The following is a 15150-nucleotide window of genomic DNA, read 5'->3' on the forward strand; positions in this document are numbered from 1 at the left end:
CATGGCCGTCAAACTGCTGAACCCCAGCGGACTTCCGCAAATCCCCGTCTACCGGCAGGTGTCGATCGCGACCGGTTCGAAGCTGGTCTACATCGCCGGGCAGGTCGCCTGGGATGCCGACGGGGTCACAGTCGGCGAAGGCGACCTCGCCGCCCAGGTCGAGCGGGCCTACCTCAACGTCGGCACCGCCCTGACCGAGGCCGGCGCGACCTTCGCCGACGTGGCAAAGCTGACCGTGTACGTCGTCGACTGGACCCCCGACAAGATGCCCCTGCTCCTGGAGGGCATCGACCGGGCCTCGGCAAAGCTCGGCGTCACGCCGATGGCGCCGGCCACGCTGATCGGCGTCGCGGCACTGGATGTTCCCGAGCATCTGGTGGAGGTGGAGGCCACGGCGGTCATCGACTGAAGCCCCCTCCTGGGGGCCCGGGACCGTCAGCCCAGGCCAGGCGGTGTCCAGTTGGCATGAGCGTGCACAACCCCGAGCTGCGGGAGATCCTCGTACCGCGCGAGAACGCGGGGCGCCAAGTCGTACGCGACTTCCTGGCCGAACAAGGCGTCACGGACGCCGAGGACCGCACCGTCACGCTGGTGACCTGCGTGGACGGGCTGGTCTTCGACCGCCTGGTCAACGGGGGAAGCGTGTCGTCCCAGGAGATCCGCGGGCTGGTGGCGGCAGCCCTGCGATAGCCCACACACTGCCGACACCGGGCGGGCCCGAACGGCCAGATGCTCGTTGGTGCCCCGGGTCGTCGCATGCACGATCTGCTGGTAGGCGGTGCCTTGGTCGTGAGGGCCGGGCCGGGATCGGATATTCGGTTTTCTGCCCGCCCCGTGAGGACACAAGATGGTCCGCATGACTTTGGCCACCCCCATGCTGGACACCGCTCGCCTGCGACTGCGCGCCTTCACCGACGCCGACGCGGACCCCCTCTTCGCGCTGCACAGCAGCACCTACGTGATGCGCTACTGGGACTCCCCGCCGTGGAACGAACGGGCCCGCGCCGAGCGCTTCATCGCGATGTGCCGGAAGATGGCGGACGAAGGCACCGGGGCGCGGGTGGCCATCGACCGTGCTTCTGATGGGGCCTTCGTCGGCTGGTGCGGTCTGACCGGATGGAACCCGGACTACCGCAGCGCGTCGTTGGGCTATGTCCTCGACGAGGCGATGTGGGGCCACGGCTATGCGACGGAGGCCGCACACGCCTTGCTGCAGTGGGCATTCGACACACTGGACCTGAATCGAGTTCAGGCCGAGACCGATACGCGCAACGTGGCATCTGCCCGGGTCCTGGAGAAAATCGGATTCATGCGTGAAGGGACGTTGCGGGAAGACTGCGTGGTGAACGGCGAGGTGTCCGACTCGTGGGTGTTCGGGTTGATCAGGCGAGAGTGGCGGCCGTCGGCTGTGCCGATTCCAGCCCGCGAAGTGCGACGTTAAATCCTCGATCTGGCTGCGGAGTTCACCGGCACGGCCTGTGTCGTTCTCGGTCCGTCCAGCGGATCGTTCTGGTTGGTCGCAGGTCGGCCGCAAGGGGCCGTTAGCTGATCATTGGTGTGACGCGCAACCTGAACTGTTTCAGGTACCCGTGGCAGCTGTGTTCAGGAGACAGTCAGGTGTGTCTGACCGGCATGTACCCACCAGGGCGAAACGGGGAGCTGATTCCTTGTGCGTGTACGAGTGAACCGCAGGACGACCAAGCGCATGGCCGTCGTGGGGACGGCGGCCGCTGCCCTCGCCACCACCACGTTGGCCATGGCGCCCACCGCTTCGGCTGATTCCTACAGAGGGTGCGACTGGCCGCGCGTCTGCTTCTATCTGACCTCCAGCGACTGGGGCGACAAAGACCCCACGGCCGCGTACCAGGACGTCACCACCTCCTACCAGGATCTCGGCTCCCGGAGCCGAGGCGCCGACCACGTCACCAACACGCGCAACGACGACCGGGTCTACCTGCGCTACATCCGCAATAGCACCGGTGCGACGTCCTACAAGTGCGTGCCTCCGAACCACTTCCAGTACTTCAGTAGTGCCTTCACGGTGACCGGGATCCGCATCGACACCGCCTCCAGCTGCTGACGTAACTGACGGAGCTGCACCACGAGTTGCCGGCCCCGAGGGGCCAGCGACTCGGGCAGCGCCTTCCAAGGCGACATGCCCCCCTTTCGCACCCGCGACCACACCTTTTCCAGGAGTCTTCCGTGGCACTCACCGCAACCCGCAGGCGCACCGCGACCGTGCTCGCCTCCCTCATCGTGCTGGGCGGTACGGCCACCGGCGGCGTCGCCGCCGCGGCCGAGACCGGCGCCGCCGCTGCCGCGGCCTACCCGTGCAACGTGAGCATGAGCGACAGTGGCCGGCTCTCTGCCGGTTACTACAACGGCAACACTGTCGTCCCCTCCTCCTCGCAGGTGACCGCCGCCGGCAAGGAAGCCCAGTGCCTCCTCCAGTACCAGGGCTACGATCCGGGGACCATCGACGGCATCTTCGGCCGCAAGTCCCAGGCAGCGGCAAAGAAGTTGCAGGGCGTCGTCAACCACGCCTGCGACATCAACCTGGCCGAGGACGGCAAGGTCGGCCAGCAGACCTGGCCCTACCTGCGCCGCCTCTACTGCTGACCCAGCTGTGACATGGTGGTGCCCTCCTCCTCGCAGGTGACCGCCGCCGGCAAGGAAGCCCACGGCTCCCTTCATCTGGGTGGTGTACTCGGTCAGTGCCGCGCAGCTGCGCGGCACTGGCTGACGACCTGGAGGCCAGCGGCCAACTCACCGACCCCACATGGCGGAAGGTGTTCGAGACCGTTCCGCGCCACCCCTACGTGCCGGAGTTCTGGACCCTGACCGGCCAGGGGCAGCGGCGCGTGACGTCCGCCGACCCGGTCTGGCTTGACGTGGTGTACACGGATGACGCGCTGGCCACCCAGCTGACCGACGGCGTGTCGTTGTTCAGGTGCCATGGCCGCAGGGTCAGCACGAAGACGTCGGAACCGCTGTTGCGGAACCTTGGCCGTCGTCGCCGGGGGTGGGCCGGGTGAAGCGGTAGCACTGGTCGACTGCTGCCCCCGAGCTCGAGACGACGGCGGAGACGGTCATCGTGTCCCCCTCGCGCACCACGCTCTTGACGTCGAAGGAGCGCCGTCCGGTGGGGTCGAGAGCCTTCTGTACTCCGGCTCGCGTCAGGTCCTCGGCATACATGCTGGAGATGCGCGTCCGCGCGAGGCGTACCAGACCGTCGATCTCGGTGCCCGGACGACACACCTCGTCGTCCCGCTCGGAAACCCTCGACGTCCACGCCTGATCAGGGCGGTGGGTGTAGGTGACGACGAAACACCGGGTCACCTCGACGGGCCCGCCACCGGGGAGCACGACCTCGTTGTCCGCCTACTACCGCACCCGCCAGGCACTGCTCGCCGCGCTGGTCCGGCGCATGGTCGCCCTCGACCAGGCAGAACTACAGGCGATCGGAGAACAGGCACCCGTGCCGCGGGACGCCGAGGAACTGGCAGCCGGAATCGCCGCCTTCATCGAGCACCGGCTCACGGGAGACGGCCGTCGGCGCTCCCTCGCGCGCTACGCGTGCGCCCTCGAGAGCGTGCACCACCCCGAGCTGCGGGAGATCCTCGTGCCGCGCGAGAACGCCGGACGACAGGTCGTACGCGACTTCCTGGCCGCACAGGGCGTCGCAGACGATGACGCCGAGGACCGTACTGTCACGCTGCTGACCTGCGTGGACGGACTGGTCTTCGACCGCCTGGTCAACGGGGGAAGCGTGTCGTCCCAGGAGATCCGCGGACTGGTGGCGGCGGCCCTGCGATCGCCCACACCTGCCGACACCGGGCGGGCCGAACGGCCAGATGCTCCTGGGGAGCCGCAGGCGGAGATGGCAGGAGCGCGAGCCCTGCGCAACGGGAAACGACCTGCAACAGCGTGAAACCGATCTCCGCTGTGAGGGAGAGGCGGTATTCCGGTGTCCCTTCCCTCGTCCCCCACGGACCGGTGAACCTCGGCTTGCCTGCTCGGCGTCGAGCTCCGTGACCGTGAGTGAGGACGGAGATCTTCTCTGGTCCTCCCCCACAACCGCGTCTTGCCCAGCGGGCAGAGCAGGATGCGAGCGGCACACGGGCGACATCATTCGGTGGCCGGCATGCACTCAGACCCGCGGCGCCGGGTGTTGCTCGACGACCAGTGCGAACCGCTGCTTGGAGGCGCAGCTCGTGGCCGCACCGTCAGCCCCGCCGGACCGCCCCGAGTTGGGCCCGGTGCAGGCCTGGGGCGGTGAATCGCTGCGCCACCGTGCGCAGGACGCGGGCCATCGCCTGGGCGGGTGGGGTGGCGGGGCGTGCTGCGGCGCGTGCGAGGAGGATGCGGCGGGTGGGGGCCGGGACGTCGGAGGCGAACGGCAGGAGGCGTACGTCGCTGCGTCGGCTGGTGAGGGCCAGGCGGGGTGCGAGCGCGATGCCGAGACCGGCGGCGACCATGGCCTGCGCCTCCTGATAGTCGTGCGATGAGTAGGCGATGCGCGGCTCGAATCCCGCCTGGCGACAGCTTCGGCGCAGGACGTCGGCGACGGGGTGGTTGTCGGCGCGGATGATCCACTCCTGGTCGGCGAGGTCGCCGAGGCGCACGGAGGGATGTGTGCGCAGGGGTGAGTCGGCAGGGACGACCAGCACCGTGGGGTCGTCCAGCAGGTGGGTGAGGGCGAGCGCCGGATCGTCGAAGCGGTTCCATTCGTAGTCCCAGAGCAGCCCCTGCTCCACCTCGCCGGTGTGCAGCATCTCCCTGAGCTCCGCGAGGACTCCGGCGCGTACCTCGATGCGGATGCCGGCGTGGCGGCGTCGGAAACGCGTGAGCGCCAGCGGCAGCAGGGACGCGCTCGCCGTGGGGAAGGAACCGAGCCGCAAGGTGCCCTGGTCGAGGGCGGTGAAGGAGTCCAGGTCGGCCTGGGCGGCACGGAGCTCCCGGCGGATGGCCTGACCGCGTTCGGCCAGCGCGGCACCCGCCGGGGTGGGGCGGATACCGCGTGGCAGCCGCTCGATGAGGGGCTGCCCTGCCTCCTGCTCCAGCAGGGACATCTGCTGGGAGGCGGCGGAGGTGGTCATGCCGAGGGCTTCCGCCGCGGCAGTGAGTGAACCGCGTTCGGTGGCCTCGGTGAGCAGCAGCAGGCGACGCACGTTGAGCATGCCGTCGACTTTAGCTGAGCTAAACCCAGGTGAAGCGAACTGCGATTGTTCCGAAGTCATGCCTCTGCGAAGGTCTCCGCAATCGCCGAGCGGTTCACCGGCCCGCAATGCGCCCGTAACCGCTTCTCGGCCCTTTTCCCTCCCCTCCGTTGACCCAGGAAGAGCCTCAGACGTGCACATTCCCGCGACCCTGGTACGTGGCGGCACAAGCAAGTGCTGGCTGTTCAACCAGGTCGAAGTCCCTGCCGACCGTGGCGACCTCGAAAGGCTGCTGGTCGCCGCTTACGGCGCCACCGACCCCGTGGAACTGGACGGGGTGGGCGGGGCGACCCCCACCACCTCGAAAGCAGCCGTGGTCAGCGCCTCGTCCCAGCCTGGCGTCGACGTCGACTACCTGTTCGCCCAAGTCGGCATCGGGACGGGTTCGGTGGAGTGGACGAGCAACTGCGGCAACTGCGCCACCGGCGTCGCCCTGTACGCGGTGAGCAAAGGAATGGTTCCGGTCACCGGCGACCGGACGCGCGTGGTGATGCGCAACACCAATACCGGCGCGGTCCTCGAAGGGACCGTCGACACCCCCGGAGGCGTGGTGCACCACTTCGGCCGCCAGACGGTACCGGGCACCCGTGCCGGCGGGGTCGCGGTCGGCCTCACCTTCCGCAACCCCGCCGGTACCACTGCCTTACTGCTCCCCACCGGCCAGGCCGCCCAGGACCTGCGGGTCGGCGCCGCCGAGCCGGTACGCGTGAGCATGGTGACCGCAGGAGCTCCGGTCGTCCTTGTCGACGCCGCCAGTGCCGGGCGTACCGGTGCCGAGTCACTGGAGCGGATGAGCGCAGACGTCCCCTGGCTGCGCACCGTCCGTCATACCGCCGCACCCCTGATGGGGCTGCTCCAGCCGGGCGGGGAACCGGGCGACGCGGTGCCCAAGGTGGGCCTGGTCGGGCCGCCGGTGCCGTACACCACCACCCTCGGTGAGTCGATCGGTGCCGAGGACTACGACGTGTCGGTGCGCATGCTCACCATGAACGCCCCGCACTCCGCGATCGGCCTGACCTCTGCCGTCGCCGTCGCGGCGGCCGGGCTGCTGCAGGGGTCCGTGGTCTCTCGGACCACGGGCGGCCCGACCGACGAGTGGTTGCGCCTCGGCACGCCCGCCGGCGTCGTCGCGGTCCGCTGCACCGATGTGAGGGACGGCCTGCCGCACCGGGTCACCGTGCAGCGCGCGGCCCGTCTGCTCGCCGACGCCCGAATCTACGTACCGGAAGCAGGCAGCCCGCAAGCCGCCTGAGCCACGACGAACATCACCTCGGTCAGGCCGGCTCCCAGCCGTCCGCACCGGGATACCCTCGCGCCCTCGTGGCGCGCCCCCCGTTCCCTCGCCCCAAGGACAAAGATGTCTGCTGAAGTGATCTCCATAGGCGCGCTGCTGGTGATGTTCGTGGTCGGCACCGTGCTGCCGATCAACCTGGGCATCCTCGCCTTCGTCGCCACCTTCGCGGTCGGCACCGCCTCGCTCGGCCTCACCGAGGACGAGATCTTCGAGGGGTTCCCGGCGAAGCTCTTCGTCACCATCGTCGGAGTCACCTACCTGTTCTCCGTCGCCCGCCGCAACGGCACCATCGACTGGCTCGTCGCGGCGGGGGTGCGGCTGGTACGCGGCAAGGTAGAGCTCATCCCCTGGGTGCTGTTCCTGGTGGCCGCCCTGCTGACGGCGTTCGGTACGTTCACCCCGGCCGCGGTCGCGATCCTCGCGCCGATCGGCATGAACTTCGCCTACCGCTACAAGCTCAACCCTCTGGTCGTCGGCATGATGGTGATCAGCGGCGGGCACGCGGGCGCGTTCTCCCCGCTGGCCGTCTCCGGTGCGCTGGTGCTCGGCCTCGTCGACAAGACCGATCTGCAGGTCTCCGCAGTGGCGCTGTTCAGCGCCAGCTTCGTGATCAACCTGGTGCTCTCGATCATCACCTACGCCCTGCTCGCCAAGCGTCCCGCCCCGCTGGTCGAGGGCGCCGCGGAGGCAGCCGACGACGAGGACCTCGCTGTCTCCGGCAGGCCCGACTGGCGGCAGTGGCTCACCCTCGCCTGTCTGGTGGCCCTCGTCGTCGGCGCGCTCGGCTTCCAGTTGGAGATCGGCTTCCTTGCGCTGGCTGCCGGCGCGCTGCTGGCCCTGGTGGACATGAAGCGGCAGGAGAAGGCCGTGGACGGCGTCAGCTGGTCCACCCTGCTTCTGGTCGCGGGCATGATGACGTACATCGCCATGCTGGAGAAGGCCGGCATCATCGAGGAGATCTCCGGACACGCGGCGGGCCTCGGCGCCCCGGTCGTCGTCGCCCTGCTGCTGTGCTTCACCGTGGCCATCACCTCCGCCTTCGCCTCCTCCACCGCGATTCTCACAGCGATCATCCCCATCGCCGTACCGCTGCTGCTCTCCAGCCACCTCAGCGCCGCCGGACTGATCGCCGCGCTCGCCGTCTCCACGACCATCGTCGACACCTCTCCCTTCTCCACCAACGGCGCACTCGTCCTCAGCAACGCCCGCGGAGTGGACACCCGCCGCTTCTACCGCCAGGTCATCGGCTACACCGGCGGAATCGTCGCCCTCGGCCCCGTCGTCGCCTGGGGCGCCCTGGTCCTGCCCTGGTCATAGCGCAAAGACCGACGACGGACAGCGGAGGGCGCCGAGCACGACCACGCACGGCGTCCTCCGTACTCGCGCTTACGGAGTGGCGCCTTCGATTTCGATAGCGAGGGCGCCGAGCCTTTCCTTTTCCGGCGGGTAGATGGCGCGGATGTTGGCGAGCTGTTGGTCGCGGGTGGCGGTCGGGTTGACGTTGGCGGGTCCCTCGCCGTCGAGCAGGGTCTCGAAGTCGGGGTACTCGGTGACCCGTTTGACCTTGACCTCGCAGGTCTCGTCGGTGCCCTTGATGCGGAAGCGGATGACATCGCCTGCGGCGAGGTCGGCGAGGTGCGGGTATTTCACCCGCACCTCGATGGTCTTGGTGCCCGCGGCGACGAGGTCGAAGTACTGGCGGTAGAGGTTGAGTTCGCGGACGCGGGCGGTGCTGTCGGTCATGGCGTAGGTCAGCTCTGCCTCTCACCGAGTGCCGTACGCAGCCAGTCCAGGGACCCGGTCGCCAGCACCGCGTCGGCGAGTTCGTTGGCCGACTTCGTGGTGAGCCGGCTGCGGCTGTTGTCGATCCACCGCTGTGCGTTCTCGTAGCCCTGGGCCTTGTACTCGATGCCCTGGATCATGCACTCCAGCTTGTCGGCGTCCCGGGCGCAGATCGCCTCGGCGGACTCCTTCGCCTCGTACTCGGCGACGAGTTCTCGTACGGCCGAGGCCAGGATCTCGGGCATGCCGGCGACCTGGTCGGCGGTGACCGCCTGTGGGTTTGCCTCGGTGGCGTACTTCTTTCCGAGGTGGTTCACGTCACCGGTCCGCGTCTCCTGGGAGTCGTGCCACACTGCGAGGTACGCGGCCCGCGCGGGATCGGCGCCTTCGAGCTTCGCGATGATCGTCGCAAGCAGAGCTGTACGCCAGGAGTGCTCTGCCACCGACTCCGGGTCGCGTACGCCGGCCATCCACCAGCCGGTGCGCTTGGTCTGCTTCAACGTCCCCGCCTCGTACAGGAAGCGCGCCACCGCGGACAGGTCTTCGGCCACCGTTGGGCTCCTCTCACGCCTCGGCTGGGGGTACCTCCCACGCCCTTAAGGCAGTGGGGGAGGATCGCGTACCGGATGCTCTCCAGCTCCCGGCTATCCAACATCACAGGCAGCCGGTCGCGCAGGGCACGGTCTGCTGTGACCGCATCCGCAGCGGAGCGCGGCGACGACGGACGCGTAACAGCCGTCGAGCTGTGGAGCACTGATGGATCGTGGGCTCGCGACCGAGCAGGACGGTCCGGCCCGCGGTGAAGGCGGGCAAGGGCGTTGCCAGTTCGCACAGCATCAGCCACATCGTCTCCCGTCGGGACCTGTTGTCAGTGGCCTGATCTAGAGTTCCGGTCACTTGATCGCTGCGGGTGCAGGAGGCACACATGGGGTGGGTGTCGGCCGGCGACTATGAAGTTGCCCTAGAGGACGGCAAGGTGGTGTGCCGCAACGCGGCGGGGAGGCGGTTGAAGTCCGTGCCGCCCAAAATCGCCGACGATCCGGCCGTGATGGGCCTGCGTCAGCTCGTCGAATGGCTGGAACGGCACGAACACCGGTGCCTGACCGACGTGGAGCGCTGGATGGTGCGCTCCCTTCCGGTGCCGTTCGCCGTCCTCGCGCGGGTGTGGCCCGACCCGGCGTGGCAGGCGGCACTGCGCGACCTCGTCGTCACCGGGGAGGACGGCGAAGTGGCCGGATTCCTGCGGGACGCCGACCCCGAGCGCGGCCTCGGCCTGGTCGACCTCGACGGCGACACCGTCCGCATCACCCCCGGCATGGTCCGCCTTCCGCACCCGGTGCTCCTCGAAGACCTGGAGGACCTGCGGGAGTTCGCCGTCGAACTCGGCGTCGAGCAGCGCGCCCAGCAACTGTTCCGCGAGGTCTGGCAGCGGCCCGCCGCGCTCGACACCGAGGGCACCTCCGTCGAGGAGTACGCGGGCGGCGCCTTCAAGGAACTGCGTTTCCTGCACGGCAGGGCGGCCCAGCTCGGCTATCGCGTGCGCGGCGGGAACGCCGTCTGCTCCGTCCTGGAGGACGGCCGGGGCGTCGAGGCCCGGGTGTGGATCGGCGACTACGAAGGCTACGAGGAGACCGAGACCGGTCCCCTGACCTTCACCGACCCGGCCGGCCAGGCCCTCAAGGTCGGTCAGGTCGGACCGGTGGCCTGGTCGGAGGGCATGCGCATGGCGGCCTCGCTGTACGCCGGGCGGAACATCGAGGACGAGGAGCAGGCGGCATGACGACGTACGACGAGACCACTTCCGCGGTACTGCTCGACGCCGGCGCGGTCCTGCCGCCGGGCACCACCGGCCGCGAGGACGCCGACGTCCTCACCGCGCGCACGTACACGCATCCCGCGCTGGACGAGCGGAAGATCGTGCGGCTGGTGCCGGGCACGCTCGGCGAGGCGGAGGACCTGGCCCTGGACTTCCTCGGCCTGGTCCGGGAGCCGGAGACGCCCGAGGTCGGACAGGTACGCCGGGAGACGCTCGGCTTCCCCGCCTGGGCGCTGGTCAACGACCCGGCGAACGGCCATCACGCGCTGGCCCTCGTCAAGGACGTCGAGCGGCTCTCGCGGCAGGCCAAGTCCCGCCCCGGCACCGCCAAGGAGGGCTTCGAGGCGCTCGGTGAACGGCTCGGCCGGTCCGTGCCGCACTTCCTGCCCACCTTCTACGAGCAGGCCGCCCGCGTCTTCCTCCAGCACGAGAACACCACGTACGCCGCCGCGTTCTTCGGCAAGGCCCGCGAGGCCGAGCGGGTGCACGCGCTGGTCGTGGACGAGGAGCGGCAGCGGGCCGTCTTCCTGGAGTTCGCGTTCGCCGGGGCGCTGACCGTGAAGGCACTCAAGGAGCACGTCAAGGCTCTCGCGGCACGCCTCAGCCCCGCCGAGGCCTGGTCCCAGTTCCGCCAGCTCACGGTGGAGCGGTGCGCGGCCGGCATGCCGCCTTACGCCTCGCTGCCGCAGGACGCGCGCGGGCTGATCAAGGCAGCGGGCCTGGACCGGATCGCCGAGGAGTGCGCGCTGGTCGCCGACCTGATCGCCTCGCCGGCGGCGGTCCGGGCGCCCGCGTCCTTCTGGAACACCTACCGGGCGACGTTGGTGCTGCTGGCCGAGCAGCAGCCCGCCGTGCGCACCCGGCTTCTGGAGATCATGCCGTCCGGCCTGGGCCGCTCCACACAGGACGACGAGTTCTGGCTGGCGCTCCTCACCGAGTGCGGCGCGGATCTGCTCCTCACCGCAGAGGCCGATTCCGACGTCGACGCGGCGGACTGGCTCAGCCGCTGGTCCCTGCACCGCAAGCACGGCTCCTCGGTCAGCGGCCGGTCGCCGGCCACGATGGCGCTCGTCGAGCGAATGGCCTCGCGGCTGCGTGACGACGGACGGCCCGTGGACCTCTTCACCGGCCGCTGGCACGCCGGAGCCGACCTGGACCTCCTCGACCTGTGCCTGACGGAGGGCGTGCCGCTGACGTTGCCCGGCGTCGGCCAGAACGTCTTCCTCCCCCTGAGCCAGTGGCTGAAGGACACCGCGCCGGGGCGGCGCGAGCTGACAGCCATCGCGGCGGACCCGCGCCACCGCCGGCTGCTGTATGTGTCCGTCGGCACCCTCAGCGGCCACCGGCCCGACGCGCCACTGCTGGAAGGGCTGGCAGGGCATCCCGTACTCGCCGACGTGCTGCGCGAGTGGCTGGAGGACGCGGCCGAGGAGCTGACCGCCGCGGCCGGTCTGCCCTCCGCGCACGCGGCGCTGGACAAGCTGCGCCCGTTCCGCACCATCGCGGACCGGATCAGCCCCGCCGCCGTCGCCAAGGTCGCCGCGCACGAGGTCGCGCCGCTGCTCGGCCGTACGCTGCGCGCCGGCATCCCGGACGAACTGGGCTGGCCCGCCCTGGAGGAGGCGCTCGGGCGGCTGGACGCCGAGACCAAGCGCGACCGCGACGACAACCTGCGTGTCGAGGAGGCCTGGCCCGCGCTGATCCTGGCCCGCAAGCACAAGGTGATCGTCGTCGGCCCGGAGGGCATCCTCCTCGAACACGATCTGCGGCTGCCCGACGGCCTGGACCGCTGGCAGCGTCCGTCGTTCCGCTTCACCGACGGCGAACTGCTGGTGACATGGCGGGACGGCAGCAAGCAGTTGGGCTACTGGTCGGCCCGCCCGGCCGACACCTTCTCCCTCGGCGGCGAACAGCTCGCCCACTGGTACGGCGCCAACGACGCAGGCGAACCGTCGATCCCGCTGCCCGGAGGCGGCCGGGCCACCGGCGGGCGCACGTTGCACACCGGCGACACCGTCCTGCCGCCGAGCCGCCGCATCCTCGGCGACGGCACCTCGTACTGGCGTGAGGGCCGGCAGGGACGCAAGCACGTGTGGCTGGAGTACGACCCCGCCACCGGCACGCACGGGCGCGCCTCGCTGCCCGCGTTCCTGCAGACGGGCATCCGCGAGGACGCCGCCCTGCTCCAGCAGCACTGTGCGGTGCTGCCGCTCCAGCCCGGTCTGGAGCACAGCCCGTTCGGCACGGACGGCACGGTCCTCGGGCGCTGGGTGCGCGAGGAGGGCGAGGGCGCCGAGGCCCGCACCACCGCCGGCACACCGGACGGACGCACGGTCTCCCTGCCGAAGGGCCGCGACGGCGTCGCGCGGGGCGTGCCGGTCGGCGCGCTGCGGCTCCCCGGAGGGGCCGAACCCGTCGTCGTCAGCCTGCACCGGGGGATCGCCTTCTACACGGCCCAGGGCGCCTCCGAGCTCGGGGAGTCGGGGCGCGTCACCCCGCTGGAGCGGGGCGGCCAGTTCGCCGCCGGCACGCGGCTCGTCCCGCCGGTCGACTTCTGGCACGCGATGCGGCCACGGGACGAGGCGGCGTCCGCGGTCCTGCGGGCACTGACCGACGAGCAGGCTGCCACGGTGCTGCACGCCGGGGCGGAGGCGCTCGCCGAGCATGCCGTGCGGTGGGCCGCGGCCAAGGCGGCCGAGGCTGCTACGGCGGGGAATCCCGCTGGGGCTGGAAACCCCGCCCCGGCCGCCCCTGCCCTTCCCAGCTCCGACGAGGTACTGCGCGGGACGGTCTCCCGTTGCCTGCCGGATCTCACCGAGCCGCACCTGCTCACCGGTGTCTCCGCCCTGGTGCGGGCGGTGCTGCGGCTCGCGGAGTCGACCGCCGCGTTCGTGGCCTCGCCGGTGGAGCAGAAGCCCCTGGAACGGCAGCGCGTCGCGGGCATGTATCTCGACTACAGCCCCCGGCACGCCGACGACAAGACGCTACGGGAGGCCACCAAGGGCCTCGCCCGTCAGCAGGGCTGGTGGGGCGGCGGGCAAGTGTGGAACGCCGTCCGGCAGATCCGCGCCGTGAACCACGTGCTGTCCGGCAAGCCCGCCGACGGCAGGCCGCTGCCCGAGCGCTCCCGCACGACGGGGGCCGCCGAGGGCTGGCGGAGTGACGAGTTCACCATTCCGGCCATCGGGGTGCTGTGGCCTTCTCTGCTCGACGTGCTGCGGCCGCTCGCCTACCGCGCCGCCTCCCCGGTCGTGTCCGACGCTCACCGGGAGGCCCTCCTGGTGCTGTTCGAGGTGATCGCGGACGGGCGGCTGGCCGCGGCCGACGGCGCCGCGCTGCGGGAGATCGTGCTGAGCGAGCCGCAGGACAACCACGAGCGCCTCGGCCAGGTGCTGCGCCGGGACGGCCGTACCGTCGTAGTGCTCGGCTGCCAGCAGGTGGACCGGGCGAACGGGCGCGTGCACTGGCTGGCCCTGGACCACGATCCGTCCGGCGCGTTCGGCGCGATCGCCCACTTTGTGCTGGAACGGGAGACCGCGCACCCGGCGGTGTTCCCCGCGACCGCGCTGACCGCCGTCACCAAGCTGATCCGGGACAAGGGCGCCGCCCCCTGGCAGCCGGACGCGCCGGACGCGCTCACCGCCGCGACCGGCGGCGCGCTCGGTCCCGTGCAGTCGGCGCTGCTGCTGGCCGGCCAGCCGGAGGAGGTGGCCACGGACGCGCTCGCGACGATCGGGCTGAAGCCCCGCCAGAAGGCCTTCGGCGACGGCATGCTGGCATCCTTCCGGCTCGGCGACGGACCTGCCCTCGTCGGTGCCCTGCTGCCCGACAGCCCGGGTGACCTGTGGACCGCCGGTCCGGACACGGCGGCCGCGGGACGTGTGTGGGAGGAGCGGTTCGGCGGGTTCGTCCGGCTCCCCGAGGACATCGCCGCCGATGTCGAACTCGCCGGGGTGTCCATCGGCTCGGTCGAGGACGTGCTCAACCCGACCCGCACGCCCTGGATCAGCCGCACCACCGTCCAGCGGACCGGCAAGAACGGCGACCTCGTCCCCGACGACGTGCGGGCGCTGCCCAGCCGCTACCAGCTGACGAACGCCGTGGCCTCCCTGGCCGGGCTCGCCTACACCCTGCCGTACGGCCATCCGCTGCGCGCCGCCCTGCCCGAGGGGCTCGCCGCGGTGCGCCGCCGCCTCACGGACCCGGGGCTGCTGCTCGATCTCGACGTCACCTGGGCGGAGAAGGGCACGACCGCGCCCGGACTGCGCAAGGCGTACGGCATGCCCGCCACCGGCGGCACCGGCGCGGACGGTCTGACGCGCCTGGGTGACGCGCTGGTGCTGCGCCCCTGGCACCAGGATCAGGAGGCGGTCCTGGTCCGCCCGGCCGGGCTGACCGGGGCCGACGACACCGTGTTCGGGCTCGTCGAGGGCCTGGCCGGACCCGGACGCGGCAGCGGGCTGCGGGCACTGCGGACCCTCCTCGGCGACGACCTCGCCCGCGCCCTCGCCGCAGGCATCGGCCCCCGGGAATCCGACCGGCCCGGCGGGCCCGTCGGGCACGCCCAGGACCCGATGGTCACCGTGCCGGAGCTGGTGGCGGAGGTCGCCGGGGCACATGGTCTGAGCGAGGACGCGGCGGCGCTCTACCTCCAGTTGCTCGCCCTGCCCGACCCCACGGACCGCAACTGCACCCGCTGGACCGGCTGGAAGCCCGCCCGCATGAAGAAGGCCCGTGCCGAACTCACGGCCACGGACCTGGTCGTGGAGGCCAAGCGGCCGCGCGCCGGGCGCACCCTGTTCCTGCCGTGCGGCTGGCTCGATCTCAAGGCGCCCGCGCTGCCGGTCGAGGTGTGGAAGGAGGGCCTCTACCCGGTGCCCGGGCACTCCCGTGCGGTGCCTCTGGTGCCCGTGCCCGAGCTGTTCACGCGCGCGTGGGACCGTGTCCGCGCCGGTGACGCCCCGGCCTACGAGGAACTCACCACCCGCGCCACCCGCAAGGGCCGCAGCCGATGACCACCGTCCCCCCGTACCTGGAAG

Annotated in this window: 13 protein-coding genes and 2 pseudogenes; 11 read left to right on the forward strand and 4 right to left on the reverse strand. The window is 70.9% G+C overall.

Features of this window, described 5'->3' with window-relative positions; genetic code table 11:
- Window position 1: 1 nt before the first annotated feature.
- The 6 genes and pseudogenes from IEZ21_RS22310 (at window position 2) to IEZ21_RS22335 (ending at window position 3035) form a co-directional block, all read left to right on the forward strand.
- Window positions 2-409, forward strand: a complete 408-nt coding sequence (locus IEZ21_RS22310) for a RidA family protein (RefSeq protein ID WP_189323697.1) — start codon at window positions 2-4, stop codon at window positions 407-409.
- A gap of 59 nt (window positions 410-468) precedes the next feature.
- Window positions 469-690 (forward strand): annotated as a pseudogene (locus IEZ21_RS22315) (TetR family transcriptional regulator C-terminal domain-containing protein); the annotation flags it as partial.
- Window positions 691-856: 166 nt separating this feature from the next.
- Window positions 857-1441 (forward strand): GNAT family N-acetyltransferase, encoded by a 585-nt coding sequence (locus tag IEZ21_RS22320; RefSeq protein WP_189323871.1) that lies wholly within the window; start codon window positions 857-859, stop codon window positions 1439-1441.
- Window positions 1442-1669: 228 nt separating this feature from the next.
- Window positions 1670-2080, forward strand: coding sequence for a hypothetical protein (locus tag IEZ21_RS22325; protein ID WP_189323698.1), 411 nt, complete (start codon window positions 1670-1672; stop codon window positions 2078-2080).
- Window positions 2081-2202: 122 nt separating this feature from the next.
- Window positions 2203-2619 (forward strand): peptidoglycan-binding domain-containing protein, encoded by a 417-nt coding sequence (locus tag IEZ21_RS22330; RefSeq protein ID WP_189323699.1) that lies wholly within the window; start codon window positions 2203-2205, stop codon window positions 2617-2619.
- 95 nt (window positions 2620-2714) lie between these two features.
- Window positions 2715-3035, forward strand: coding sequence for a hypothetical protein (locus IEZ21_RS22335; RefSeq protein WP_189323700.1), 321 nt, complete (start codon window positions 2715-2717; stop codon window positions 3033-3035).
- Here the strand turns inward: IEZ21_RS22335 and IEZ21_RS22340 are convergent.
- Window positions 2968-3366, reverse strand: coding sequence for a hypothetical protein (locus IEZ21_RS22340; RefSeq protein ID WP_189323895.1), 399 nt, complete (start codon window positions 3364-3366; stop codon window positions 2968-2970). The genes IEZ21_RS22335 and IEZ21_RS22340 overlap by 68 nt on opposite strands.
- Here IEZ21_RS22340 and IEZ21_RS22345 point away from each other — a divergent pair.
- A pseudogene (locus tag IEZ21_RS22345) lies at window positions 3317-3814 on the forward strand (TetR/AcrR family transcriptional regulator); the annotation flags it as partial. The gene IEZ21_RS22340 and the pseudogene IEZ21_RS22345 sit on opposite strands and share 50 nt — an antisense overlap.
- A 412-nt stretch (window positions 3815-4226) precedes the next feature.
- Here the strand turns inward: IEZ21_RS22345 and IEZ21_RS22350 are convergent.
- Window positions 4227-5180 carry a LysR family transcriptional regulator gene (locus tag IEZ21_RS22350; RefSeq protein ID WP_033329326.1) on the reverse strand — a complete coding sequence of 318 codons (954 nt, stop codon included), beginning with the start codon at window positions 5178-5180 and terminating at the stop codon, window positions 4227-4229.
- A gap of 172 nt (window positions 5181-5352) precedes the next feature.
- Between IEZ21_RS22350 and IEZ21_RS22355 the strand changes: the two genes are divergently transcribed.
- Window positions 5353-6471, forward strand: a complete 1119-nt coding sequence (locus IEZ21_RS22355) for a PrpF domain-containing protein (RefSeq protein WP_189323702.1) — start codon at window positions 5353-5355, stop codon at window positions 6469-6471.
- A 105-nt stretch (window positions 6472-6576) separates the two neighbouring features.
- Entirely contained in the window at window positions 6577-7830 is a 1254-nt protein-coding gene (locus tag IEZ21_RS22360; protein WP_246568019.1) for an SLC13 family permease, read from the forward strand.
- A gap of 69 nt (window positions 7831-7899) precedes the next feature.
- Here the strand turns inward: IEZ21_RS22360 and IEZ21_RS22365 are convergent, their stop codons facing one another.
- Entirely contained in the window at window positions 7900-8256 is a 357-nt protein-coding gene (locus IEZ21_RS22365; RefSeq protein ID WP_189323703.1) for an ASCH domain-containing protein, read from the reverse strand.
- Window positions 8257-8264: 8 nt separating this feature from the next.
- Window positions 8265-8846 (reverse strand): HD domain-containing protein, encoded by a 582-nt coding sequence (locus IEZ21_RS22370; RefSeq protein ID WP_189323704.1) that lies wholly within the window; start codon window positions 8844-8846, stop codon window positions 8265-8267.
- Between the two features lie 374 nt (window positions 8847-9220).
- On the opposite strand from IEZ21_RS22370, the gene IEZ21_RS22375 reads away from it, so the two are divergent.
- Window positions 9221-10075: a DUF4132 domain-containing protein gene (locus IEZ21_RS22375; RefSeq protein ID WP_189323705.1), complete on the forward strand. Its 855-nt coding sequence runs from the start codon at window positions 9221-9223 to the stop codon at window positions 10073-10075.
- Window positions 10072-15126, forward strand: a complete 5055-nt coding sequence (locus IEZ21_RS22380; RefSeq protein WP_189323706.1) for a hypothetical protein — start codon at window positions 10072-10074, stop codon at window positions 15124-15126. Before IEZ21_RS22375 ends, IEZ21_RS22380 begins: the two co-directional genes overlap by 4 nt.
- Window positions 15127-15150: the final 24 nt, after the last annotated feature.

This window comes from Streptomyces flaveus (genome assembly GCF_014647675.1).
Taxonomy (GTDB): domain Bacteria; phylum Actinomycetota; class Actinomycetes; order Streptomycetales; family Streptomycetaceae; genus Streptomyces; species Streptomyces flaveus.